25 protein-coding genes are annotated in these 21,368 nt (G+C 42.8%); 11 read left to right on the forward strand and 14 right to left on the reverse strand.

Translation table 11 applies throughout. The features are described from left to right. Positions 1-70 precede the first annotated feature (70 nt). From J2S25_RS04800 to J2S25_RS04830, 7 genes are all read right to left on the reverse strand, one after another. Complete coding sequence (locus J2S25_RS04800) at positions 71-658, reverse strand: redoxin domain-containing protein (RefSeq protein ID WP_307191354.1); 588 nt, start codon at positions 656-658, stop codon at positions 71-73. Beyond that, positions 655-1,266 carry a hypothetical protein gene (locus J2S25_RS04805; RefSeq protein WP_307191355.1) on the reverse strand — a complete coding sequence of 204 codons (612 nt, stop codon included), beginning with the start codon at positions 1,264-1,266 and terminating at the stop codon, positions 655-657. The genes J2S25_RS04800 and J2S25_RS04805 overlap by 4 nt, the downstream gene beginning before the upstream one ends. Beyond that, positions 1,263-1,676 carry an OsmC family protein gene (locus tag J2S25_RS04810; RefSeq protein WP_307191356.1) on the reverse strand — a complete coding sequence of 138 codons (414 nt, stop codon included), beginning with the start codon at positions 1,674-1,676 and terminating at the stop codon, positions 1,263-1,265. The genes J2S25_RS04805 and J2S25_RS04810 overlap by 4 nt, the downstream gene beginning before the upstream one ends. 67 nt (positions 1,677-1,743) lie before the next feature. Beyond that, a complete protein-coding gene (locus tag J2S25_RS04815; protein WP_307191357.1) occupies positions 1,744-2,811 on the reverse strand; it encodes a sensor histidine kinase in 1,068 nt (355 codons plus the stop codon). Further along, positions 2,798-3,493 (reverse strand): response regulator transcription factor, encoded by a 696-nt coding sequence (locus J2S25_RS04820; protein WP_307191358.1) that lies wholly within the window; start codon positions 3,491-3,493, stop codon positions 2,798-2,800. The genes J2S25_RS04815 and J2S25_RS04820 overlap by 14 nt, the downstream gene beginning before the upstream one ends. Positions 3,494-3,530: 37 nt before the next feature. Then, on the reverse strand, positions 3,531-4,250 hold the full coding sequence (locus J2S25_RS04825) for a cytochrome c biogenesis CcdA family protein (protein ID WP_307191359.1): 720 nt from the start codon (positions 4,248-4,250) through the stop codon (positions 3,531-3,533). A 272-nt stretch (positions 4,251-4,522) separates the two neighbouring features. Further along, entirely contained in the window at positions 4,523-4,708 is a 186-nt protein-coding gene (locus J2S25_RS04830) for a hypothetical protein (RefSeq protein WP_307191360.1), read from the reverse strand. Positions 4,709-4,749: 41 nt separating this feature from the next. On the opposite strand from J2S25_RS04830, the gene J2S25_RS04835 reads away from it, so the two are divergent. Next, positions 4,750-5,652, forward strand: a complete 903-nt coding sequence (locus J2S25_RS04835; RefSeq protein WP_307191361.1) for a LysR family transcriptional regulator — start codon at positions 4,750-4,752, stop codon at positions 5,650-5,652. Positions 5,653-5,660: 8 nt separating this feature from the next. Here the strand turns inward: J2S25_RS04835 and J2S25_RS04840 are convergent, their stop codons facing one another. The 6 genes from J2S25_RS04840 to J2S25_RS04865 all read right to left on the reverse strand — a co-directional run bounded on the left by J2S25_RS04840 (position 5,661) and on the right by J2S25_RS04865 (position 10,641). Beyond that, the gene (locus J2S25_RS04840) at positions 5,661-7,241 is read right to left on the reverse strand and encodes a beta-propeller fold lactonase family protein (RefSeq protein ID WP_307191362.1); all 1,581 of its coding nucleotides are present in this window, start codon (positions 7,239-7,241) and stop codon (positions 5,661-5,663) included. A gap of 32 nt (positions 7,242-7,273) precedes the next feature. Further along, the gene (locus tag J2S25_RS04845) at positions 7,274-7,885 is read right to left on the reverse strand and encodes a 4Fe-4S binding protein (RefSeq protein WP_307191363.1); all 612 of its coding nucleotides are present in this window, start codon (positions 7,883-7,885) and stop codon (positions 7,274-7,276) included. A 16-nt stretch (positions 7,886-7,901) separates the two neighbouring features. Then, a complete protein-coding gene (locus J2S25_RS04850) occupies positions 7,902-8,303 on the reverse strand; it encodes a c-type cytochrome (protein ID WP_052806881.1) in 402 nt (133 codons plus the stop codon). 83 nt (positions 8,304-8,386) lie between these two features. Beyond that, positions 8,387-8,929 carry a cbb3-type cytochrome c oxidase subunit II gene (locus tag J2S25_RS04855; RefSeq protein WP_044390180.1) on the reverse strand — a complete coding sequence of 181 codons (543 nt, stop codon included), beginning with the start codon at positions 8,927-8,929 and terminating at the stop codon, positions 8,387-8,389. Positions 8,930-8,944: 15 nt separating this feature from the next. Then, positions 8,945-10,318: a cbb3-type cytochrome c oxidase subunit I gene (locus J2S25_RS04860; RefSeq protein WP_307191364.1), complete on the reverse strand. Its 1,374-nt coding sequence runs from the start codon at positions 10,316-10,318 to the stop codon at positions 8,945-8,947. A gap of 200 nt (positions 10,319-10,518) precedes the next feature. Further along, a complete protein-coding gene (locus J2S25_RS04865) occupies positions 10,519-10,641 on the reverse strand; it encodes a hypothetical protein (protein ID WP_277813861.1) in 123 nt (40 codons plus the stop codon). 129 nt (positions 10,642-10,770) lie between these two features. Between J2S25_RS04865 and J2S25_RS04870 the strand changes: the two genes are divergently transcribed. From J2S25_RS04870 to J2S25_RS04895, 6 genes are all read left to right on the forward strand, one after another. Further along, complete coding sequence (locus J2S25_RS04870) at positions 10,771-10,905, forward strand: hypothetical protein (protein WP_277813862.1); 135 nt, start codon at positions 10,771-10,773, stop codon at positions 10,903-10,905. Positions 10,906-11,428: 523 nt separating this feature from the next. Then, entirely contained in the window at positions 11,429-12,007 is a 579-nt protein-coding gene (locus J2S25_RS04875; RefSeq protein ID WP_307191365.1) for a sulfurtransferase TusA family protein, read from the forward strand. A gap of 41 nt (positions 12,008-12,048) precedes the next feature. After that, the gene (locus J2S25_RS04880) at positions 12,049-13,170 is read left to right on the forward strand and encodes an MBL fold metallo-hydrolase (protein ID WP_307191366.1); all 1,122 of its coding nucleotides are present in this window, start codon (positions 12,049-12,051) and stop codon (positions 13,168-13,170) included. A 71-nt stretch (positions 13,171-13,241) separates the two neighbouring features. Beyond that, positions 13,242-13,469 carry a sulfurtransferase TusA family protein gene (locus tag J2S25_RS04885; protein WP_307191367.1) on the forward strand — a complete coding sequence of 76 codons (228 nt, stop codon included), beginning with the start codon at positions 13,242-13,244 and terminating at the stop codon, positions 13,467-13,469. A gap of 114 nt (positions 13,470-13,583) precedes the next feature. Next, entirely contained in the window at positions 13,584-14,360 is a 777-nt protein-coding gene (locus J2S25_RS04890) for a sulfite exporter TauE/SafE family protein (RefSeq protein ID WP_044390188.1), read from the forward strand. Between the two features lie 278 nt (positions 14,361-14,638). Beyond that, complete coding sequence (locus J2S25_RS04895; RefSeq protein WP_307191368.1) at positions 14,639-16,477, forward strand: M6 family metalloprotease domain-containing protein; 1,839 nt, start codon at positions 14,639-14,641, stop codon at positions 16,475-16,477. A gap of 365 nt (positions 16,478-16,842) precedes the next feature. On the opposite strand, the gene J2S25_RS04900 is transcribed toward J2S25_RS04895, so the two are convergent. Next, positions 16,843-17,736 carry a diacylglycerol/lipid kinase family protein gene (locus J2S25_RS04900; RefSeq protein WP_307191369.1) on the reverse strand — a complete coding sequence of 298 codons (894 nt, stop codon included), beginning with the start codon at positions 17,734-17,736 and terminating at the stop codon, positions 16,843-16,845. A 290-nt stretch (positions 17,737-18,026) separates the two neighbouring features. Between J2S25_RS04900 and J2S25_RS04905 the strand changes: the two genes are divergently transcribed. The 4 genes from J2S25_RS04905 to J2S25_RS04920 all read left to right on the forward strand — a co-directional run bounded on the left by J2S25_RS04905 (position 18,027) and on the right by J2S25_RS04920 (position 21,348). Then, positions 18,027-18,683: a potassium channel family protein gene (locus J2S25_RS04905; RefSeq protein ID WP_044390191.1), complete on the forward strand. Its 657-nt coding sequence runs from the start codon at positions 18,027-18,029 to the stop codon at positions 18,681-18,683. 201 nt (positions 18,684-18,884) lie between these two features. Further along, complete coding sequence (locus J2S25_RS04910; RefSeq protein ID WP_307191370.1) at positions 18,885-19,460, forward strand: chromate transporter; 576 nt, start codon at positions 18,885-18,887, stop codon at positions 19,458-19,460. After that, the gene (locus J2S25_RS04915; protein WP_307191371.1) at positions 19,457-19,987 is read left to right on the forward strand and encodes a chromate transporter; all 531 of its coding nucleotides are present in this window, start codon (positions 19,457-19,459) and stop codon (positions 19,985-19,987) included. The genes J2S25_RS04910 and J2S25_RS04915 overlap by 4 nt, the downstream gene beginning before the upstream one ends. Positions 19,988-20,088: 101 nt before the next feature. Then, positions 20,089-21,348, forward strand: coding sequence for a DUF445 domain-containing protein (locus tag J2S25_RS04920; protein WP_307191372.1), 1,260 nt, complete (start codon positions 20,089-20,091; stop codon positions 21,346-21,348). Positions 21,349-21,368 lie beyond the last annotated feature (20 nt).

A 21,368-nucleotide genomic window follows, 5' to 3' on the forward strand; every position in this document is an offset into this window, starting at 1 on the left:
ACGGCAGGAAAAACTTTCGGTTGCCCCAAAACAAATAAAAAAAGTCACGGCCTTTCGCCGTGACTTTTTGTTATTTTACTCCTGTGAGGTCCTTCATCATATTCTCATCCATTGGTCCAATGACTTTCTTAGTTATCACGCCGTTTTCATCGAGGATGTAGCTCGTTGGAATCGTGTAGGCCTGATAGGTTGTTCCTACATCCCCATTTTCATCCAAAGGAATGAGAAAAGTCAGCCCGTATTCGTCCACGAATTTTTGGACTTCTTCAACTCCTTTGTCCATGCTAGTCAAATTGACAGCAAGGATTTCAACTCCCTGATCACTGTATTGTTCATAGAAATTTTGCATATGAGGCATTTCGGCCTTACATGGAGGACACCAAGTCGCCCAGAAGTTCAAGATCACCCTTTTGCCGCGATAATCGGACAGCTTAACAGTCTCTCCTCCCAGCGTTTTTAGTTCAAAATCTGGAGCCTCCGCCCCTTCTCGTAAGGAAGACAGCTTTGCGCCAGGAATATCCTCAGTTGTATCAACGGATTCTCCTGTTGGGGCTGGTGTAGTTTTGTCGCTTCCGGTCGAATCTGGTTTCCAGATGTTGACGACCAAAATAACGACAGCCAATGCTAAAATTGCGAATGATAATAGATTTTTGTTCAATCCTGTAATTCCTCCTTATGAAAACTCTGAAATACTAGTAAAAAAACTCCAAGTGCATAAATCAGCAGGTTTTCCACTGAAAGTAAATTGGAAAAAAGACTGAGTACGAGTGCTTCAAGCATCAAGAAGAAAGTTGCATACTCCTTCGAAAGCTGCCTCCCTTTTAAATAAAAGGCTCCAAAGATCAACGCCAGGAGTACTTGTACACCTGCAGCGATGAAATTCTCTGAAAATGCGAACAGTCCCGTCCAATAAAGCAAAAAGAACAGGAAATAGGCATGCAGATAATCGGTGATTTTGATCATGATTTTCTGTTTCCTTGCAATCCAAAATAAATAGCCTGCAATCCCTGCATAACCGAGAATTTGGCCTTCTGTGCCACCGTTAAAATATAGGAGGGAGAAGGGGGTATCAAGGAACATTTTAAAATTAAAAATCGCGTAGCTTAGCTTGTAGAGGGCTATGTAAAGGAAAAAACTGTTCCAGTACCAATCCCCAATGCTCTTTTTTTCTTTGACCCGATAGATCAGGGCACCAATAAATATCGCAGCAATCGCCGCAAGCAAATCTGCCGGCAGCGTGAATCTGCCAACTGTTAGATAATTCAAGCAACATCACCTTTTTTGGGCTGGTCTGACAAAAATTCAATCTCGTATCGGATGTCTATGCTTTCAATGACGGATTGAATCATGCCGCAATTTTTTAAGACAAGCGCAGCAATCTTTTCAGCTTGCTTTGCCTGCTCCACTTTCACAGTCTGTACGCCAACATGAAAGGTCAATTGTTCAATCCTGTTTGCTTTTTCAGGATTTCTGACAGCTGACACGTTTACGTCGATGCTTTTATAGTCTATTCTCTTTTTGACGAGAATATTAGCGAGCACCGAAGTACTGCAGCCGGTCAAGGAGGATACGAATAGCTCCAACGGTCTGTATCCCAATTCTGCATTTGGAGAAATAGGAAGCAACCCATATTCCATCTGTCCGGTAAGCTTTTCATTACTATAAGTAAATTTCATAAAAATCGCTCCTTCATACGAAAACCAATTTTTCAGATCAGTATGCAATCGCATTGTTAAGGATTGATTAAGAAATGGTTTGGAGTGGGATCTTGATCCAAAATGAGTGAGTATGTCCATCTGTATCGACACCGATTTGGCCCTGATGGGCATTCATGATACTTTTGGCAATTGCAAGACCGAGTCCGGCTCCCTCCGCTTTTGTGCTGCGGGATTCTTCAAGTCTGTAAAATCGTTCGAAAATCAAGTCCTTATTTTTCGGGTCAATATAAGTTCCTTCATGGGTAAAAGTCACTTTGTAGTTAGCTCCCTCTCGCTGCCCTTGGATTGCAAGATGCCCACCGGTGTCATAATCGATGCAATTTTGCAGCAGATTAGACAGTACTTGCTTCAAGCCATCTTTATGGCCGAGAACAGGAGCATGGTCGATTCTCTGGTTCACGGCCTGAAATCTAGCTGACAGCTTTAGATGAAACGCTGCAATTGCTTCTGTCAATACTTGTTTCATATCCATTTCCTCAAATTGCTTTTCAGGGAAATGGGACTCCTGGCTCCATTCATCCAGCTCGGCTATCAAATCGACAATTCTTGTGATTCGTCGGGATTCTTCAAGCAGCGATCCGAAAAGCTCCTGATCCCCCTTTAAAACACCACCGTGGAGAGCTTCCAGATACCCATTGATATTCGTCAGCGGTGTCCTTAATTCATGGGCAATATCCCTTAGCATTTCTTCACGCCTTTTTTGAACAACCGAAAGAGCATCGGTCATGGCATTGAAATTTGTTACGAGTTCTCCCAACTCCCCGCTTGCCTGTACATCAATTTCCGATGGGATCGTTCCTGTTTTCAGCTGATTTGCGGCAGCTGACATCGCTTTAACAGGATTCACAATCCTTTTGACTGAAAAATAATGCAAAAGCCCGGCGGCGATGAAAGCGATCATGCTTACTTTGATCAGGAATGAATTCAAGGTTTCTACGAGCTGCTGGCCAGTCACTTGTTCGTGATTGACGAGGTAACAGGCATAGTCTTTTACTGATATACCGGCAAGCATAATGACCAGCAGGATGACGATGCTGTTGATCGCAACTAGCTTCGATAACAGCAAGCTTGCAATGCCTTTAATTCGCCGCAAATTTATACCCCATTCCTCTCACAGTCTGAATATAATCCTTTGGCGTTTTCTCCTTGATTTTCTCACGAAGATTTTTAATATGGACATCGATTGTCCGCTCAGTCACGGCCTTTTCGTTATTTTCATAAATGGTATCAAGTATTTGTGTCCGCGAAAGAATCTGTCCCGGATGCTGCATGAACATATGGAGGAGCCTGAACTCAAAATTGGTCAAATCGAGTGGTGCACCATCCACCAGTGCCTGGCCCTTTGCCGGTTTAAGCGTCAGTCCTGTAAAGGTCAGCTTCCCGCATCTGCTTGCCGTCCTTCGTAAAACGGCTTCGATCCGGACCATAAGCTCAGCAGGACTGAATGGTTTTACCACATAGTCGTCGACGCCAAGCTTGAAGCCTTCAATTCGGCTCTTTTCAGAAGCCTTTGCCGTCAGCATGATGACAGGCATCATGCTTTCTAAATCGTTCCGCAGCCAGCGGCAAATTTCTTCTCCGCTTTTACCAGGAAGCATCCGGTCAAGTAAAAGGATGCAAGGATCATATTTTTCAATCATCTCCTGGGCATCTATTCCATTGTCCGCTTCGAGCACCTCATAGCCTTCATTCGTTAAATAGATTTTGACAAGCGTCCTAATTTTTGGATCGTCTTCGACTACCAATACACTTTTGCCGATCAGTTCTTTCTTCACAAAAATAGGTCACTCCTTCAGGTGGGCCTTTTTAAAATCAAAATCCAAACAAGCTGTATGCTGATAGCCATGCGCTTATTTTCTGCATTTGGCCAGACAGGACTAGGAAGCCCATGCCTACCATTATCATACCATTGACGAATGCGAGCTTTGACAGGTATTTATTGATTTTCTTGATCGCTTGTAAGGAATAGGAAATGACGAAAGAGATAACCAGGAAAGGCACGGCCATTCCAAGCGAGTAAGAAGTCAGCAGGTACATTCCTTGATATAAAGTATCGGATGAACTGGCCAGCAGCAGAATGGAGGATAGAGCTAATCCGACACAGGGCGACCATCCGCTTGCAAACGCCATTCCTAAAAACACTGAACTGAAAATGCCCTTCGATTTCGTTTCCGAATGAACCTTTTTCTCCATCATTAAAAATTTAATATTCAGCAATCCTGCCATCTGCAAGCCGAAAACGATGATCAGCAAGCCAGCAATCTGCATTACGATCGATCTGTAATTTGCAAAAAGCTGTCCCAAAAATGTTGCTGAGGCACCCATGATAATGAAAATGATACTAAAACCAATAATAAATCCAAATGACCGGGTAAAAAGCGTTGTCCGATCAACTGCGACCTTTGATCCCTCAATTTTTCCTCCTGTTAAATGAGTGATGTAAGCAGGGAGGAGAGGGAACACGCACGGGGAGAAAAATGATAAAATCCCGGCAGTAAACGCAAAAAACAAACCAATATCTGACATATTCATATTCACTCCTTTTCTATCAACTATTTTGGGCAGTTTTTGTTAAGGATTAATGAAGAAAAATCCTTGTTATACCCCGGTTGGTATATAACGTACTATATTGTATAATGAATGAGAGTGACTTTCCATTTTTTTCGCTTTCAAGTGAGAACAGATTTCTTCCCTTTTGTTAGCTAGTATACTGTCTTCTTGAAAAAAATAAAACCCAGGAGTGCTCCTGGGTCTGATCTTCCTTATTTTACCTTCGTGTTTATAGCTTTGTGGTATAATGCCTATTAATGATGTAAGTTTTTTCTGATCCCGAAATAAGTGAATAGGGATACAGTTGCTAATATTGCCATCGAAGCGATTTCAAATTTGAAATCGCGATTGCTGATAGAATCGCCTTTAGTGAAGTACATTAGCCCGAAAATAAAAGCGGATAGTACAATAACGGTAACTGCGAAATCTAGTTTCTTCATTATAATTCCCTCCAATCTTTAAGTAAAGGGGCGCGATCATATTGAATCTTGAACATCTGAAGACATTCATTGCCGCTGCGAAATATGAAAGCTTCTCCCAGGCTGGAAAGATGCTGAACCTTTCGCAGCCTGCAGTCAGCCACCAAATCAGCCAGTTGGAGACATACTATAATAAACAATTATTCATTAGGGCCAATCGGAAAATAAGGCTGTCAGAATCAGGAAAAATCCTGTATGAGCATGGTCAGCAGCTCCTGGCATTAAATGCGAAACTGGAAAGCCTTCTCGCTGAAGGAGATCGTAGTGAAACCATCAAGATTGGCTGCAGCAATACGATTGGTGAATGCCTCATATCCAAAATGATCCAGGATCTTATCAAATGGAATCCTGATATAGCAAGCCATCAAATCCAGGTCACAATCGGAACATCGATTGAAATTACTGATTTGCTCTATGCATCTGACATCGACGTAGCGCTAGTTGAGGGACAAGCTGGACGTTATGATTTTATTTCCCATGAATTCTATGATGATATGCTCGTACTTGGAGTCTCCCCGCAGCTCAGAGTCCATCCAGAAAATCAGGATCCAGCAAAGCTTGAAGAAATGACATGGCTGATTCGCGAACCAGGATGCGCAATTAGACAGGCTACACTGGATTTATGGAAAGGCCTGAACATCGAACCGAAGTCCGTCCTTGTTTATAACAGCAATACGCTAATCAGGGAAGGGGTGAAGAATGGCCTTGGTGTTGCAGTCTTTTCCAAGCTGGCTATTTGTCCGGAGGTACAATCCGGGCAGATCAATGTCAGTCCTTTTAAAGACAGGGACCGCTTTCGCCCATTCTACCTGTTAAGGAAGGATAAGCAGTTCAAGTCAAGCCTCCATGAGAGAGTCTGGAACTTTATCAGAAGTCTAGCTGGAAATCCGAAAGCTCCTTGTTAACGAATTTATCAATTATTCTTATCCTGAAGTTCTGCCTCTAATTCCGTTTGAATTGAGAGTGACTTGTGCTGGTCAGAAGCAAGGTAATCGATGATTTGCTGTCTTTGTTCATCGTTCATTTTTGCGCCGTTCCCCTTCATTCGGTCGACAACAGAAGTCCAAGCTTCCGCACCTTTGCTGTTGTTCCTCATGATACGTCCAATATCATGACACTGGAGGCAAGTGCCAAGAAAGGCTTCTTCATTGACATCTCGTGCTTTTGGAAAAATAAGCGTGGATGCTTTTTTGATTCGAGTTGCTTCTTCTGCATTCTGTTCCTGCTGGTATTTGACTAGCAGTTCTTTTGGAACATTCGTCTTGATCGCGATGCCGTTAGGATTTAACCCGACTGGAATGGTAGTTCTAAAGTCTTTCTTTTTCGTCAGGTCGATTTTTGTGAGCGTCTTGTCTCCCCAGTTAGAACCGAACATCATGCTGCCATCCGGGCTCCAGCTTAGCCAGTGGATATTCTGGACGCCCCAGATTTTCCTTACAATTTTAAAATTATCTTCCGGGTCCATTACAGTTAGATAGCCTGCACCATTTTGGGAGGTATACCAGTATCCGTCCGGACCAAGATAAGGGATATTTGTTCCCGGACCAGTTTTGATCGTATTGATAAATTTCAATTTATCCGCATCCATAATCGAAATGGACCCATCATTTCGATTTCCAGTTGCAAGAATATGCGTGTTGCCCATGAAGCTCACGTTAACTGGTTTCGGGATATCTCCGAATTTTTTCAGAAGCTTCTCGGACTGAGCATCGTAAAGGGCGACTTCATTGTCTGCTGTATTTGAAACCGCAACATATTTTCCGTCGTTTGACATATCAAGACCAGATCCTGTTCCTTTCCCATAGTCGGTGGTAGTTCTTTCCAGTTTTCTCATTTCGCCTGTTTCAATGTCAATGACGGTAATGAATTGCTCCGCCTGTAAGCTGACAAACAGCTTTTTGCCATCAGGCGTAACATTTAAATCCCTTGGTTTCTTGCCTACATCTTTGAACACCTTAATAAGTTCAGCTTTGTTGGCGTCAATCATCCCGACAGCTCCGACGCCATTCAAGGAGGTGAAGGCATACTTGCCATCTCTTGACATCGTCATATGCTGTGGCGCTGGGGCCTTTTCAAAGCCTGGAAAATCAATGTTATGGGATTCCAATGTCTCCATGTTGATGGCTAAAACGCTAGTTCCGTATCGCTGTGTTGCAAAAGCCCAAGTTTGCTTTTTGTTCAAATGAATATGGTGGGGAGTACCTGAACTTTGAATATATTTAACGACATTCCCCGTTTTGATGTCAGCAATGGCAACCCCGTTGCTAACTTCATTTGATGACAGAATCCAGCCTTCGCCATTCCAATCTGTATTGGTATCTGCATTTCCGTTCGGCTGGTCTTTCCACCAGTTGGAAGAATAGTCTTCATGAACAGGCGGAAGCTCTTTTTTATTCACCTCAGCAAGAGAGGTATTTTTCACTGCGGCCTCCGTGCATGCGGTAAGGGAGACAGCTAATAGAACGAACGCGGATAGCTTTAAGCTCTTTTTCATTATTGATTTTCACCTCGCTCTTAAAAATAAAATTAAAACCAGCCAACAAGCAGGATCAGAACAAGCGCAGTTGTTGTTCCCCATGTAATCCATACTCCAGGATGGGTAAGCCATTTTGTTTTGTCCTCCACACGGGAAATGCTCTGGGCAAGTCCATATGGGCAAACTTTGCAAAAAGAGTTTCTTGCCTTGTAAGACAGAGCGGTATAAAGAACAGCAGTAGAAGTAACAAGGAAGAAGTATTTATCCATTTTGAAATGGGCGAGTGACTCCCAAATTGTCAGTGGGTTGTAAAAGTAACTGACAGTCGAGTACGCCATGAAGACACTAACAGCCAACGCGAGCAGGAAGGAAACTACTTTGCCGTTGTCACCCAACTTCGTTTCGATTTTGTTCAAAAGCATGCTGAAGGTATTGTGTGGGCACGCATACTGGCAAAAAGCCCTGTACACAATCATGGACAGTGCAAGAAACGCCATCATGAACAAAAATAAGAACACAAAAAATAAATAGCCAGCTTCATAGGATAATTGAAAGCCGAACAAGAACAGCTGTTCCTTGTCGATATCCATCCGGAAACCGTTCCAGAATGGCAGTGTGAAAATTAGGATGAAAAAGGCCCATCTAGTTATTTTTTTCCCCACGAAAATCCCCCTCTCTTCATCGATAATCCTCTAAGAATTCATAAACCTTATCGATCTCTTTGTCTGTGTAAAGATGTCCGATTGCCGGCATCGTATTGCGGCCGTTTTTGATGACATTTTTAATGTCCTCTTCTTTCAGCCTGTCTGTAACACCCTTTAAGTCAGGGGCTGCTCCCGTAGCGTGGCAGTTCAGGCAAGTTCCGGTAAAAATAAGCTCTCCTTTGTTATCCTGTGGAGCTGCCTCGGGTTCAACTTCAAGCTTTCCAGGCATGAAGATTGCATAGCCAATCGCCCAGATGGCGACAACATAAAATACAGCCACCAGAAGTTTCGGCACTTTATTGTGTTCAATTTTAATACCGGAGACTAGATCCTCGTCTTTGCGATCCTCATCATGTTGCTGATTTTCTTTTTTCACGGTTTACACCTGCCTTTTAAAGCTGTGATAGAACTCCTTGCCTTAAGTCGCAGGGATTCAAGGCAAGGAGAATGGGACCAATATTATTTATCGTTCATTGAATTTTGCTCTTCCCGCTCTTTCTTGTACTCTGCTAATCTTTCTTCCGTTGGCTTAAGACTCATCAAGTAAGCAACTAGGTCATCCAGTTCCTTATTTGTCAGGTAATCGAAGGATGGCATAATCGAACCAGGACTTGTGGATTGAGGGTCAATTAAGTGCTGGCGATGCCAGTCTTCGTTATATTTCAGGCCAACCCACATTAAATCCGGACCTGTACGGTTAGAACCTAAAAGATGTGGCAAATCATATTTGTAGTCACCGCCTTGAGAAACTGGTCCAAGGTTTTGGTTTGTATCGGCAGGCAATGCACGTACAAATTGTGTATGGCATGTCTGGCAGCCGTTTTGGATATAAATTTCCCGTCCTTTTGCTTCAGCAGAATCCTCTGGATAGTTGCGAAGTTCCCCGCTTGCTGTTGCAGAATTGATTTCCTGGTCGAAAAGCGGAAGGATGACCGTTCCGGCGACACCGAACATCCATAAAATCAAAGCAACCATTAATACAGCTGATGGTTTACGTTCCAACTTATTCCCTCCTCATTAAGCAGTAACAGCTTGGTGCAGTGCTTGCTGTTTTTTCTCTTGTTTTGCAACTTTAATCGTTTTATACATATTCCAAGCCAGGAAGAACTGGGCGACATACATCATCGTTCCGCCAATTGCGCGGCCTTGCACGTATGGTTCCATCATCAATACAGTCTGCAGGAACGGAACGCCTTCAATCCATGCGAATCCTTGGACAACGCCAGCAATCCACAGCGAGAAAGCGAATACAAGAAACCCGACTGTAGAGAACCAAAAGTGCGCCTCCATTGCTCTTTTGCTGAACATTTCCCGTCCGACGATTTTTGGCAGGATGTAATAAATGGCAGCGAAAGAGGTGAAAGAGAATGCACCGAATGGTCCCATATGCGCATGCCCAACAGTCCAGTGCGTGAATTTAATGACAGAACTCACAGATGGAAGGGCTTGCAAAGGACCTTGAAGACAAGCGAAAAGGTAGAAAATTGTCCCGGCCATTGTGAAGCGAAGCGGTACGTTTGTTCTAGTCTGTGCCCATGATCCTTTCATCGTTCCCCAGAAGTTGGCTAATACGGCCCAAACCGGAATTAACAGCACAATGGAAGGAATAACGCCAGCTTTTGATATCCAGCTTGGAATCGGACCATTCATCAAATGGTGAGGGCCATTCCAAACATAAAAGGTGGCAATTGCCCAAAACCCAATCATCGATAGCTGGTGGCTGTAAAGCGGACGTCCAGTCAATTTAGGAAGCAGGTAATAAATTTGTCCAACACCGACTGTTGTCATCCAGAGCCCAATTGCGTTATGCCCTAAAAACCAGCCCATCAAGCCCTGCTGTACGCCGCTTGGAATCCATTGTGCCGGAAAGTTTCCAACAATCCATGTCAATGGCAGCCACAGCAAAGATCCGAGAAAGTACCACAGGCTAACATACAGCATTTTTTCTGTTCTTTGGCCAACCGTTTTGAAAAGGTTATAAGCAACAATTACGATTGCAATCAGGAGCTGAACATCCACCCAGAGCGGAAATTCTCCGTACTCAATGACAGAGGTTTGCCCGTCAAGCAATGCGAAGAACCCTTCTAAAATGACAATATTGTAAAATACTAAAGAAAAATTCCCGAGCTTTTCACTGTATATTTTTGTTTTAGCAAGCTTAGGAATCATGTAGAACATCGATCCTACATAAGCCATTGATAACCATGCATAGATGACGAGCATGACATGGGCTGAGCGAATATGACCGTAAGTTGTCCAGCGATTGTTCAATAGATCAGGCCAGATTTGTTTTGCTGCAGTAAGAAGTCCCATACTCATGCCGATGATAATCCAAATAACAGCAGCAATGAACCAATTCTTGGAAGAACTCCATTTTTCGTCTGTAAACATTTTGCCACTCCCTTGTTCATAAAATAGACACAATAAATTCATAATTTCTTCACAATCTGCTATGTTACATGATACATCCCATGAGGAATTATAGTTATTCAATTTTTTTATCGTGTTATCTAATTCTTTTATCCTTGTCTATTTAAGCTAGTTGGGGCAAAAAAAACAGAACGAAATTGAATTCGCTCTGCGGAGGGGGGTTAGTTTTGCTCTTCCTTTTTATTGTACTTTTTTCGGAGTGTATCAAGGATGAAGATAATCAGGATGGGCACTCCGATGTAATAGAAGAAATCGAAGAAAAAGCCAAGGGATTGATGGTCCATTTTTCAGCCTCCTTTTTTAGATGATCACATTGTAATCCGATCGTTTTTTTTTTACAACCCCTGGACGGTTTCGAAAATTTCTGTTAAAGTATTTCGAAAGTAATGATATTAAGAAAAGGGGGTGGAAGAATGGTACCGGGAGCATGGATTTTATTGAGCGTCATGATCGCCTTTACCGCTTCAGCAGGAATCATCTGGGCATGGAGCAAGAAAAATGGGCTTTACGATGAAAGTGTTAAATATAGAATGCTAGACGAAGACTAATGAGCCTGAAGCAAATCTTTACAATCTGCTAATTGAAAGATGCTTCCCTTTAGGTTTTTTTATTTCCGCAGTTTTCCCGCCTTTGAATGCCCCGGCCTTTCCAATTATTTTTATACTAGAAAACCTTTCCCCTAGTAAAAGAATCAGAAAATCTTTCACAACTTTTCCTCTGTTTTGCATAGAATGATGATATCTGTGTAAAAAAGCAATGACTCGCTGTGCAGCGCCCTATTTAAAAAAATGTCAAAAAAAATTCATAATTACGGTTGACAACAAAGTAAATATTTTATAATATATACCCTGTGAGGTATTTTGGCGCTTTAGCACTGTAATCACGTTATCAAACATATAATTTATATACTGCAAAGGAAATGGCATAAGAACAGTTTGCAGTTAACAGTAGACTTATTTGGTCTAAGACAAGAAGAAATTATCGATGAGGTCGAATTGCTAGTGCAGCTTGATGCTAAACAAGGCAATGACAGCCTGTTCATCAAATAGATTTTTCATTGGAGGTCAAAAAATGGAAACTGTTAAGACAAATACTACAGTCGATGCTAGAGGGCTTGCCTGCCCAATGCCGATTGTCAAAACAAAGAAAGCTATCAATAATTTGAATCCTGGCGAAGTGATAGAAGTGCTCGCAACGGATAAAGGTTCAAGGGCAGATATCCAAGCTTGGTCTAAAAGTTCTGGCCATCAGTACCTGGGAACGATTGAAGAAGGCGACGTTCTTAAGCATTACATCCGCAAAGGCGGTTCAGTTGAAGATCAGGAAGAAACAAAATTCGAGAACATTGTGTCAAACGAGGAGCTTTTGAAAAAGCTGGAAGCGAACGAAGATGTTCTTGTTCTTGATGTAAGGGAACCAGCTGAATATGCCTTTGGACATATTCCACATGCAATTTCGATTCCTTTCGGCGATCTTGAAAACCGGATGGAAGAACTAGATAAATCCAAACCAATCCTTGTTGTTTGCCGCACTGGCAACAGAAGTGACATGGCATCCCAAGCACTCGCAAGCAAAGGTTTCACAAAGATTTGGAATGTCGTTCCAGGCATGTCTGAATGGACTGGACCAACAGAAACGCAGGTAAAGTAATTTTTTTAAAGAAAAATATACCCAGGGAGGTAACATACACTATGAAAGCAATGACGTCTAAAGAAGTAACAAAAAAAATATTCAATAAAGAGCCTTTATTTATCCTAGATGTCCGTAATGATACCGACTTCCAAGACTGGAAAATTGAAGGCGAGAACTTCGAACATTTGAACATTCCATACTTTGATCTTCTTGATGGAGTAGAAGAAATTCTCGATCAATTGCCAACTGATAAAGAAGTGCTTGTTGTTTGCGCAAAAGAAGGATCTTCTGTAATGATCGCTGAAATGCTTGATGAAGCTGGCCGTGATGTATCTTATCTTGAAGGCGGAATGAAAGCATGGAGCGAACATCTTGAGCCAGTGAAGGTTGGGGAACTGAAGGACGGAGGTTCTATGTACCAGTTCGTCCGCATTGGGAAAGGCTGCCTTTCCTATGCAGTTGTTTCCAACGGGGAAGCTGCTTTGATTGACGCTACAAGAATGACGGATGTTTACCTGGACTTCGCTAAAGAACAGGGCGTTGAAATCAAGCATGTATTCGATACCCATCTACATGCAGACCATATTTCTGGCGGCAGAAAAATTGCCGAAGCTACAGGTGCAACTTACTGGTTGCCTCCAAAAGATGCAGATGAAGTAAGCTTTCAATATCAGCCTCTTGAAGATGGCAATGTTGTAAAGATTGGAAAAACTAGTATTGACATTAACGCGCTTTATACACCAGGACACACAATTGGTTCTACATCGTTTGTAGTTGATGGAAAGTATCTTCTTTCCGGGGATATCCTATTCATTGATTCAATTGGACGCCCGGACCTTGCGGGCAAAGCGGAAGACTGGGTAGCAGATTTAAGAGACTCCCTATACAACCGTTATAAGCAGCTTTCTGATGACCTACTTGTTCTTCCAGCACACTTCATGATCATCGATGAGTTGAATGAGAATGGCAGCGTATCGGAAAAACTAGGGACACTGTTTGCGAAAAACCATGGATTGAACATTGAAGACGAAGCGGAATTCCGCAGACTTGTAACAGAGAACCTGCCTCCTCAGCCAAATGCATACCAGGAGATCCGCGAAACGAACATGGGCAAAATCAGCCCAGACATTGAAAATCAAAGAGAAATGGAAATCGGACCAAACCGATGTGCAGTGAGATAAACTGGCAACGGGGGGCTGTTGCTTCCAGACCAGTATCGGAAACTTTTTTATCAACCAAGGAGGATGTTAACATGATCGTAGCGAAAGTATTAGACGCAAAAGGACTTGCATGTCCGATGCCAATCGTAAAAACTAAGAAGGCTATCACGGACCTTCAATCTGGAGAGGTACTTGAAATTCATACAACTGATAAAGGTGCTGTAAAAGATCTTGCAGCTTGGGCACAATCAACTGGAAATGAACTACTGAAGCATGAAGAAGAAAACGGTGTGTTCATGTTCTGGGTGAAGAAGGCCTAATGGAACGAGGGAGCTTGTCTCCCTTTTTCTTGTGATTTTTTTGCGTAACGGACCGGGTTGAAGAACACGGTGAAGGAAATATACAGCAGTTACTGAAATGGAGGAGAAAGCCCGATGGATTTTTCATTTTTTATCGTGATATTTTTAATTGGCTTTATCGGTTCTTATATTTCCGGGATGGTTGGAATTGGCGGTTCGATCATAAAATACCCAATGCTATTATATATTCCGCCATTATTTGGTCTTGCGACATTCAGCGCACATGAGGTTTCAGGTATCAGTGCGGTCCAAGTTTTCTTTGCGACCATCGGCGGTGTCTGGGCATACCGTAAAGGTGGATATCTGAACAAAACATTGATCATTTACATGGGTGCTGCCATCCTGGTTGGATCTTTGATCGGAAGTTACGGTTCCCAATTCATGTCCGAAGGCGGCATCAACCTTGTTTACGGTATTCTAGCTTTAATCGCCGCAGTTATGATGTTCATCCCTAAGAAAAACATCGATGATATTCCGCTTGATCAGGTGACATTTAACAAATGGCTTGCCGCCTTTTTCGCCTTGATCGTCGGAGTTGGTGCTGGTATTGTCGGCGCAGCTGGTGCATTTCTGCTCGTGCCAATTATGCTCGTCGTTCTAAAAATTCCAACAAGGATGACCATTGCGACTTCACTGGCCATTACATTCATTTCCTCAATCGGTTCAACAGCTGGGAAAATAGCCACTGGCCAAGTAGACTTCTGGCCGGCACTCATCATGGTTGTAGCAAGTCTAATTGCCTCCCCACTAGGAGCGAACGCAGGAAAAAAAGTGAATACAAAAATTCTTCAATATATCCTTGCAGTACTAATCCTTGGTACAGCAATCAAAATCTGGATGGATATCCTGTAAAATTCAAGTATGAAAAAGACTCCGCGGAAGCGGAGTCTTTTGTTGATTGTCTTGAATCGAATCTATTATTTTGACAACTTTCGGGTGGGAAGGGTAAAAGTTGTCAAGAACCCCCAACGGTGCTATCCCTCTTAGCGAATAATCATGATATAAACATGAAATTGCCAGAAATTAAGGCTTTTGATGCATCGGAGAAACTACTAAATAAGTCGCAATCCCTATTTTGAATTTACTTAATATTTTATATTATTTAGGTAGTGGAAATTTTCTGATAGGGAGTGAATGTATTGTTAAAAGTCCTTTCAGCTTCGGCGTTGTCTGTTGCTTTAGCAGGAAGCGCAGTGTTTGCGGGAGTAAATGCAAGTAATTCCGAGGTTAAACCGCAAAGCAAATATGAACTGAGTCTTGCGCATCATGTAGGTGCAGCTCCAGAGCTTGTTGATAGAGCAAAGGAGTTAGGTATCGATATTTCTAAAGTTGATCCTGCTGAAAAAACGGCAGAAACTGGAGTGAAATTCCAACAGCCGGGTGATAATCATGTTGCCTATAAAGAGGCGTCTGGTGATATTCCGGTGCTCGTTCTTTTAGCGAAATATCCTAATGGAGATGAACCAATAGGTGATATGCCAGGACAAGTTCCGGCACATTACTTTGAAGATCTCATTTTTGGTGCGGAATATAATCCTTACGAACTGCCACAGTTTAAGAAATATGATGGTCCGGATGTTCCCAAAAACCGTACGATGCAAAATGCTTACAAGGAATCAAGTTATGGAAAAGTGAATCTAGTCCGTAAAGAAAATACGGAATTTGTTTGGGTAGAGATGCCTAAAGGTGCCTCTTATTATCTTGACCAGGAAGGAAAATACGCAGAAGGCGGTGTCTATAAGCTTGGCAATGTGAACGGAGATGCCCATACTGGCGAATTCATCCGGGACCTTTTAAAAGCAGCGGATAGCCAAGTCGATTTTTCCAAATATGCAGATGAAAATGGTGAAGTTCCCAATGTTTTCGTCATCCATGAAGGGACTGGAGCAGAATACAGCCGGGACCCGGGACAATTCTGGTCTCATAAGTGGAATATCCTTAGCGCACTATACTATGGAAAATACTATGAAACTGGCAAACCAGCTCCTCAGTATGAAGGTGTAGATCAAGACCAGTGGATTGCAGATACAATCAAGGAAGACATGACTTACGATGGCGTCGTTGTTAACAATTACAATATCCAACCGGGAATTGGCGGTAACGTAGCTGGCTTCGATGCAGCGACTAACATGTATAAAGAAGAAGCGAAAACAGGTCCATTCCCAGTTCAAACTGGTGTTTATGCACACGAATTTGGGCATGCGTTAGGATTGCCTGATTTCTATGATACTCTTTACTCCTCAGAAGGGGTAGGGAACTACTCCATGATGGCGGGTGGCTCATGGATGCGTTATCCTGACAAGGCTGAATATGGCGGAAACTCACCGACACACTTCGATCCGTTCTCAAAGATTTTCCTGGGATGGGCTAATCCAATCGAAGTAACTCCTGAAAACGGCGTGCAGGAAATCACTTTACCAGCTGTAAACAAAGCAACAGCTGACAACGGAATCGTGAAAATGGAAGTTCCAGGATCGAACGGGACCGAATACTTTCTTTTTGAAAACATGCAGCAGGATGGCTTCAACAAAGGGATGATTCGTCAAGGAGAAGATGCTCATGGTCTAGTAGCATGGCATGTGGATGAAAATGTCATTAACCTATATCAGACAGCTGGTTTCCGTCCGAATAACGTGGAAAACTGGATGAACAAGCGCTTCCAGTATAACCAGTCACAGACGGCAAGCAATGGAGATGTGGTAACGCATTATGGTCTGTCCGTTCTTCAAGCAGACGGAAAATATGATTTGGAAAAGAATCTTAACCGCGGAGATGCTGGGGACTTCTTTCAGTCTGGCAGCAAAATCACTCCTGTTTCCGGAAATGTCCACACAGGCTCTTACTACTTCTGGAAAGGGTATGGTGCTACACCTGCTGATTCCGGTATCCATGTAACTGGTATCAAAGAAAATGCAGATGGCTCGATTAACGCTAAGTTTTTCTATAACTTTGATTCAAGTGTAAAATAAGGCGAAAAACCTGAGCATGGATAAATTCCTGTTCAGGTTTTTCTTGTAGAATAAGAAAGTATAAAATTCACTTCGAGAATTGTCTAGCTCCAGCGCCTAGCCCCTTGAGTCGCTTGTCTAGTGTCGCCTCCTAGAAACTTCGAAACTTCCACTCCACCAGTAGAAGCAAAAAGCGCTTCTTCTGATGGAGTCTCCAGTTTCTGCGTTTCTGGGCAGTCGGCTATACTTTTCGATTTCGGTCCGCCCAATGAAGTCAAAGAACGACTTCACTGGGCGGACCTCCGAGGCACAGGACGTGCTAGACCCGCCAGCCACATGACGTGGCGTTTTAGGCGGGCAGCGCTTGTCGGGGCTGACCAAGGCGCTTACGCTTTTCTTGTAGTTGGAACAAAAACATCGAGATGTCCTCGGAGTACTTTTGCACAAAAAGGCAAAGACTCACCTTCTTCTCCATCCACATTCACCACATGTTCTTGGTCCGAAGCGACAGTAAGATAGGAGGAGCGGAAATATTCGATATCCTTGCTTTCTGCCAATTCTCCTTTCAAAAGGGAAGGGATGAGGGTTGCAATTTTTGGGATGGATAATTTTTTGATGATAAACGTGTGGAATACCCCATCATTCACGTCCGCTTCAGGAGCAAGTGCCTCAAAGCCACCAACGGAATTCGTAAGGGCTGTAAGCAAAAGGAAGGTCTCCCCTTCCCATTTTCCTCCTTCATGTTCCACACTAATGGTAATCGCATTCCCATTTAGGAAAGATTTTGCTCCTTCGATAAAATAAGCAAGCGGTCCTAGTTTCGTTTTTTGATCCGTGCTCACCTTGTAAGAGGCTTCTGCAATCGCCCCAACTGCAAGAACATTGGCAAAATAAGATTCATTAACCTTTCCAATATCGACAGGACGAAGATTTTGGTGTTCTAAAATAGAAATGGCTTCATATGGTTCCAAAGGAATATGAAGTGCCCTGGCAAAATCATTGACAGTTCCGAGGGGAATGATTCCTAGTTTGGGCCGGTGAGCCTGATCGGCTAGTCCATTTATCACTTCATTGATCGTTCCGTCCCCACCCATAGCGATAACCGCATCAAAAAAAGAAACGCTTGCTTCCGCTGCAAATGCAGCTGCATCCCCCTCTTTTGCGGTTGTTCTAAACTGTATGTCTTTATATTTGTTTCGCAAGGTTACATCTATTTTTTCTGCGTATTCCTCCGCTTTTTCCTTGCCCGAAGAAGGATTTAAGATAATCATTGTTTTCATGCGAACAACCTCCAATCTATGATAACTTATCTCAGTTATTTACCTTTGATATTCTATTAATAAACCATTTAGAAAAAATTAATGTGAATTACAGGAATAGCAGTCTGTGTTTGAAAAAAACGCTGTATTTCAACCCGACTCCTGTTTACAACCTAGATGAGAAGGAGGTATGATAACAACAGTTTCAGTATTCTGGTGCTGTAGGGCTTTCACATAGCAAAATCATTTCAACCTTTCAGCGATAACAAAGAATAAAGGTCATTCTGATGATCGGGTAGGAGGATACTAGTATGGCAAATCAATATGCAGTCATTGGGATGGGGCGCTTTGGTTCGAGTGTTGCCACCACCTTGTATAATGAAGGAAATGAAGTACTGGCGTTGGACAAAAATGAGGAACATATCGAGGACTATAAAGAGTTTGTTACCCATGCAGTAATCGGGGATTCAACGGATGAGCAAACATTGCGGGCAGTGGGAATCAGAAATTTTGATACGGTGATTGTTGCCATTGGAGATGACATTCAGGCGAGCATTCTTACCGTCCTGATTTTAAAAGAGATGGGAGTTGCTAATGTTGTCGCAAAAGCGCTCAACAAGCACCATGCACAAGTATTGTTCAAGGTTGGCGCGGACAAAGTTATCTTTCCAGAACGGGACATGGGAGAACGGGTTGCTCATCAGCTGATGGCATCGCCAAATGTATTGAATTTCATCGAGCTTTCGGACGATTACAGTATCGAAGAAATCAAGCTGCCAATGAGCATGGCTGGCAAAAATCTGATTGAAATCAATCTTCGTGCCAAATACAATATCACAGTAATTGGCGTTAAAACGGCAGATAGGGTAGATATTTCGCCAGATCCAGAAAAAACACTTCGGGCAGAGGATATTCTGATTGTACTCGGAGAAAATGGCGATCTGAATAAATTCGCCAAACTAAAATAAATAGGAAAGTGGGATGGCAGCGACCAGCCTGCTTTTTTTATTTTAGTTTGAAAATAGAGAAAAAAACTGACCAATGAATAGAATGAATCCGTTTCAATCTTTAAATTTTAGCAATCCTATACAGTTTCCATTATATAAGTCTATAATAAAAAAAAGGAAATAAGCTTGATAGAAAGAGACTGTATAAAAGAAGGTGAAGTTTTGAAGCAAAGGGATTTATTTTTGGCGTTTTTCCGCGTAGGGATCCTCGGATATGGCGGCGGGCCGTCATCGATTCCGCTTGTACATAAGGAAGTAGTCGATAAATATAAATGGATGGACGCAGATGAGTTTGGGGATATTCTTGCTCTGGGAAATGCGCTTCCAGGTCCGATTGCGACAAAAATGGCTGGCTATATCGGCTTTCGAGTGGGGGGAGTTCTTGGCATGGTCAACGCTCTTTGTGCCACGATGATCCCAACCATTATTTTGATGATTTTCCTGCTGACTGCTCTAAACTCATACAAGGACCAACCTTGGGTAAAAGGAATGGCGGAAGCGGTCGTCCCGGTTGTTGCTGTCATGCTTGGCGTCCTGACATGGGATTTTATCAAAAAGTCGGGAAAATCGAAGCTGGGCTGGACATGGACAGGTGTTTCGCTGATTGCCAGTCTCGTGCTGCTTCAGTTCCTACATGTCCATCCGGCAATATTAATTTTGATCTTGCTAGTTGGTGCTTTAGTAAAAAAAGACTCCTCCCCATCTGAACAGAAACAAATGGGAGGAGAGCGAAAATGATCTTTTTCCAAATATTTTTGGCTTTTTTTATTCCGGGTATTTTAGGCTATGGGGGTGGGCCTGCCTCGATCCCTCTGATTGAAAATGAAGTCGTTGACCGATATGACTGGATGACGGTCAACGAATTTAGTGAAGTACTGGCGATGGGCAATGCGCTTCCGGGGCCGATTGCAACCAAGATGGCTGGATACATTGGCTATTCAGAAGGGGGGATTCTCGGTGCCGTTGTCGGCGTGTTTGCAACAGTAGCACCCTCTTTGATATTAATGATCACCCTGCTCGGACTACTGATGAAATTCAAGGACTCTCCGCGTGTCAAAAGACTGACAATTGTCGTTAGACCAGTTATTGCAGTGCTTATGGGAGTGATGACCTATGATTTTGTATTCTCCTCCTATGAAGGGATAGGAGTAACCCAAACTATCCTGATCGGCGGAATTAGCTTCGTTCTGATGGAAAAATGGAAGATTCACCCCGCTTATGTCATCGCTAGTGCGCTCGTTTATGGGGCACTTGTCCTCGTGTAAAGAAAAGTCCTCTCTGAGGGGCTTTTCTTTTTAATAGCTTTCTCCCTGGTCATTTGGGTAAAATAGATGGGAATCAATTAAACAGTAACCGAGGGAGATATATGGAAAAACGAAAGAATACATCTAGACATTTAGCGGCTATTTCGCTGGCGATTATGGGAGTAGGGTTCCTTGCAATGATTCCATTTCAGGAGTCGCTGATCGGGAAATTATTGATGGGGGGCTTTGAAGCCGGTCTTGTTGGCGGGCTAGCCGATTGGTTTGCAGTGACGGCGCTGTTCCGGCATCCTCTCGGCATCCCAATCCCGCATACGGCGCTTTTGCCGAAAAATCGTGATAAGGTAACGGGTGCGTTAATCAATATGCTTGAGAATGATTGGCTCACAAAAGAAAGTATCATGGAAAAGTTCAAGCAAATTCCTATTTTGGAAAAAATCATCGAAACAGCTGAGAAGGAGTTTCATTCTGACGCTGTGAAAAATAGCATTCATCGATTTAGTCTGGAGATGGCTAGAAAAATAGATGTTGAACGGTTCGCCCCGATGATCGAAAAAGAAATCAAAGACATGCTGCTGTCAGCCGATAGTTCCGATTTATTGCAAAAGGCAGGAAGTCATATCCTGGAAAAAGAATATGATTCGGCTGCATTCGACTATGTTTTGCAAGAAACAGAAAAATGGGCAGCTGATGCTGAAGCGAAAATGGTTCTAGGCAAGCTCGGAAAACAGGCCATTGATACAACCGAAGCTGATGGTCTCTTGAAATTTGCCATTCAATCATTCAGCAATATGATTACCGAAGAAAAAGTAGGAACGATTTTACAATCCTTCATTTTAAAAAGAATGAAAAATCTGCAGCAGGATGATAATCGATACCGCCATATGATCCTGGATAAACTCCGCAAAGAATTGGGAAGCATTAGTGAACGGGATGCTCTGATGGCTGAAATTCAGTCCTGGAAAGATAAGATGATCGAGGAAATGAATATGACCGGACAAATTAAGGGAGTCCTGGCAAAATCAAAGGAACGCCTAGTAGCGGAAATCGAAAAGGATCGTTTTATGGATGACATGGTGATCCCAGTAGTGAATAGGTTTTTCGACGAAATCAAAGCAGATGAAGGAAAGGTAACTGCAATCGAAGGCTGGCTACATGGAAAAATTGCAGAACAGATTGACAGGAACCATTCGAAAATTGGAAAGTTGGTCAAGGAAAATTTGGATCAGCTTGATACCGAAACACTCATTGACATGATGGAAAATAATGTAGGCAAAGACTTGCAATGGATCAGGGTCAACGGTGCGGTGTGCGGCTTCCTGATTGGAATAGGCTTAACCATATTCAAATTTATTGTTCTGTAAGTAGTGATCAAAAATAATCG

The organism is Mesobacillus stamsii (assembly GCF_030814065.1).
GTDB classification, from domain to species: Bacteria; Bacillota; Bacilli; order Bacillales; family Cytobacillaceae; genus Mesobacillus; species Mesobacillus stamsii.

Bases quoted from the DNA above. Each gene is read 5' to 3' on its own strand.
- J2S25_RS04810 (WP_307191356.1), bottom strand. From the start codon at position 1,676: ATGAAATTTACTTATAGTAATGAAAAGCTTACCGGACAGATGGAATAT.
- J2S25_RS04825 (WP_307191359.1), bottom strand. From the start codon at position 4,250: ATGAATATGTCAGATATTGGTTTGTTTTTTGCGTTTACTGCCGGGATT.
- J2S25_RS04830 (WP_307191360.1), bottom strand. From the start codon at position 4,708: ATGAAGAAACTAGATTTCGCAGTTACCGTTATTGTACTATCCGCTTTT.
- J2S25_RS04840 (WP_307191362.1), bottom strand. From the start codon at position 7,241: ATGAAAAAGAGCTTAAAGCTATCCGCGTTCGTTCTATTAGCTGTCTCC.
- J2S25_RS04860 (WP_307191364.1), bottom strand. From the start codon at position 10,318: ATGTTTACAGACGAAAAATGGAGTTCTTCCAAGAATTGGTTCATTGCT.
- J2S25_RS04865 (WP_277813861.1), bottom strand. From the start codon at position 10,641: ATGGACCATCAATCCCTTGGCTTTTTCTTCGATTTCTTCTATTACATC.
- J2S25_RS04870 (WP_277813862.1), top strand. From the start codon at position 10,771: ATGGTACCGGGAGCATGGATTTTATTGAGCGTCATGATCGCCTTTACC.
- J2S25_RS04875 (WP_307191365.1), top strand. From the start codon at position 11,429: ATGGAAACTGTTAAGACAAATACTACAGTCGATGCTAGAGGGCTTGCC.
- J2S25_RS04880 (WP_307191366.1), top strand. From the start codon at position 12,049: ATGAAAGCAATGACGTCTAAAGAAGTAACAAAAAAAATATTCAATAAA.
- J2S25_RS04885 (WP_307191367.1), top strand. From the start codon at position 13,242: ATGATCGTAGCGAAAGTATTAGACGCAAAAGGACTTGCATGTCCGATG.
- J2S25_RS04890 (WP_044390188.1), top strand. From the start codon at position 13,584: ATGGATTTTTCATTTTTTATCGTGATATTTTTAATTGGCTTTATCGGT.
- J2S25_RS04900 (WP_307191369.1), bottom strand. From the start codon at position 17,736: ATGAAAACAATGATTATCTTAAATCCTTCTTCGGGCAAGGAAAAAGCG.
- J2S25_RS04905 (WP_044390191.1), top strand. From the start codon at position 18,027: ATGGCAAATCAATATGCAGTCATTGGGATGGGGCGCTTTGGTTCGAGT.
- J2S25_RS04915 (WP_307191371.1), top strand. From the start codon at position 19,457: ATGATCTTTTTCCAAATATTTTTGGCTTTTTTTATTCCGGGTATTTTA.
- J2S25_RS04920 (WP_307191372.1), top strand. From the start codon at position 20,089: ATGGAAAAACGAAAGAATACATCTAGACATTTAGCGGCTATTTCGCTG.